The following is a 2,231-nucleotide window of genomic DNA, read 5'->3' as shown; positions in this document are numbered from 1 at the left end:
GCGCGGATTCCCGCGCGACGCGCCACAAACCTCAGGTTTAAGTTCAACTTTAGGGTTTGGGGCGCGGAAACACCACGCGATCGACGCCGCGGCGCCATCTCACCGCCTCTCACCCCTCCCGCGCCCCGGACCCCTCGCCGTTCCAGCCCCCGCGCGCAGCAGCGACGCTTCCGGGTCCCTCGCCACACCCCGCACCCCGCCTCAGCCCCCGCCTCACTGCTTCCCGGCCTCCGCCGCGCGCGGCCCGTGCCAAGGAGATGCCACCGCAAATCACGACCTGGGACGATGCGCTTACCGACGTCGCGTTGGCATCTCCTCGGCACGAAACGCGCTCACTCGCCTCGATCCGCCGTTTGCACATCCGACGAGATCGCGATCGAGGCGCTGGATCGTGATCTCGTGGGCCCGGCCGGGGCCGCACACCTGACGAGATCGCGATTTCGCCCCGGGAACGCGAGAACCCGCCCAGACTCGGCGAGTCGGGCGGGATGGGGGCGCCTGCCCCAAGAAACGGCTCCGCCGCCGCGCACGAGGAGTGGCACGGCGGCGGAAACGAACCGGTGGAAAACACCGGGAAAAAGCTCCGGCGGAGAGCCGACGGCGAACCGGCGGCGGAGGCCATCCGGACTAGATGCCCAGGGCGGCCTTGATGTGCGGGCGGGCCATGGCCAGGTCGTTCTTCCACAGCGACCAGGCGTGGATGCCGTCGGGGCTGTAGTGCATGGTCGGGTTCAGGCCGGCGGCGCGGGCCTGGGACTCGAACGCCATGGTCGAGGCGCGGGACAGACCCTCCAGGGCGATGCCCATGCCGATGTTCGGCAGCTCGGCCGGCGCGCCGGCCAGAGCCTCCGGGGTGGACCAGTGCGACGGGTAGCCGTTGGCCGAGGTGATGAACATCGGAAGACCCTGCAGCTTGCCCAGGTTCATCGACGGATCGTTGCGGACGTGACCCGGGGTCGGGATGCCCGGAGGGCCCCACATCGCGGTCGGCTCGTAGCCCTGGTCGATCTGCGCGCCGGCGATGGCGGTGGACATGACCGGGTTGGAGACCTGGAAGTAACCGGAGAAGACCGAGGCCTGGCGGAACTGATCGCGGTGGTTGTAGGCCAGCGACATCGCGGCGGAACCGCCCATGGACAGACCGGCGACCGCGTTGTTGGTGCGGCTGGTCTGGAAGTGGACGTCCAGGTAGTGCGGCAGCTCCTGGGTCAGGAACGTCTCCCACTTGTAATTGCGGATCTCGCCCTTGCTGTTGATCGCCGGGCCGTTCCAGTCGGTGTAGAACGACGCCTCGCCGCCGACCGGCATGGCCAGCGTGATGTTGTCGTGCTCGAACAGGGCCGGGGCGTGAGCCGTCCAGACGTACTCGGACCAGTCGTCGCGGGCGCGGAGGCCGTCGAGCAGGTACAGGCCGGGGCTGCCGGGAGCGATGCCCGGGCGGATCTGGACGGTGATGTCCTTGCCCATGGCGTGGGAGTACACCTGGCAGTACTGCAGCCAGTAGTTGTAGGTGTCCCAGCTGCAGCCGGGGCGCAGCCAACCGCGGTGGGCGTTGGCCTCCTCCGGCGCGGCGAACTGCATCATGCCGAAGATGGTGGCGACCGCCACCATCGCGGCCACGACCTTGGCCTTCCATCCGCGCGCGATTGCGGTGAAGCTCATGTTTCTCCTCGTTGACGTCCTATGTGTCCGCCGCACCGCGAAACAATCCGGCGATCACCCGTCGGCGTAGCCGGCGGGGACCCCGGGAAATTCGGGATGGGGCGCACTTTCCGATGGGTTCATCGGGCACGTGGCCGCTAACGTTACCGTTCCGCGACAATTTCTCAAACCGTTATCAGGCTGCAATCATGCGACATCCCCCCGGCACGTCCCCCTCGTCGGTTCGGACGGCAATGTTTCGTCCGTTTTCGCTTTGCGACGTGCGGCGGAACCGTCGCAAAGCACTGGACAAAGCCATGAAAAAGTGGCCGCAACCCCCGTACCGAGACGGAGATCACGGCCACCCGGGGTGCCGGAACGGCGGCTACAACGCGGGAACGGCGTACACCGCGATGCCGATGGAGATGATCCACAGCAGCGCCAGCGCCTGCAGGGCGCGGTCGTGCAGCGCGATCTCGTCCGGGCTGCCCGCCGTGCCGCGGTCGACGTCGGCGGCGTAGCGCAGGATCGCGACGGTGAACGGGACCATGGAGATCTGGTACCAGACGGCGGCGGCGCCACCGGCGCGG

Annotated in this window: 1 protein-coding gene and 1 pseudogene; both read right to left on the bottom strand. The window is 68.3% G+C overall.

What is annotated here, in order from left to right:
• Window positions 1-627 precede the first annotated feature (627 nt).
• Window positions 628-1,662, bottom strand: coding sequence for an alpha/beta hydrolase family protein (locus GX015_RS06235; protein WP_291343654.1), 1,035 nt, complete (start codon window positions 1,660-1,662; stop codon window positions 628-630).
• A gap of 364 nt (window positions 1,663-2,026) precedes the next feature.
• Window positions 2,027-2,231: pseudogene (locus tag GX015_RS06230) on the bottom strand (decaprenyl-phosphate phosphoribosyltransferase); the annotation flags it as partial.

The organism is Corynebacterium sp. (assembly GCF_012837295.1).
Classification (GTDB): Bacteria; Actinomycetota; Actinomycetes; order Mycobacteriales; family Mycobacteriaceae; genus Corynebacterium.
Note: the sequence above shows the minus strand (reverse complement) of the source record. Positions and strands in the feature narration are given on the sequence as shown.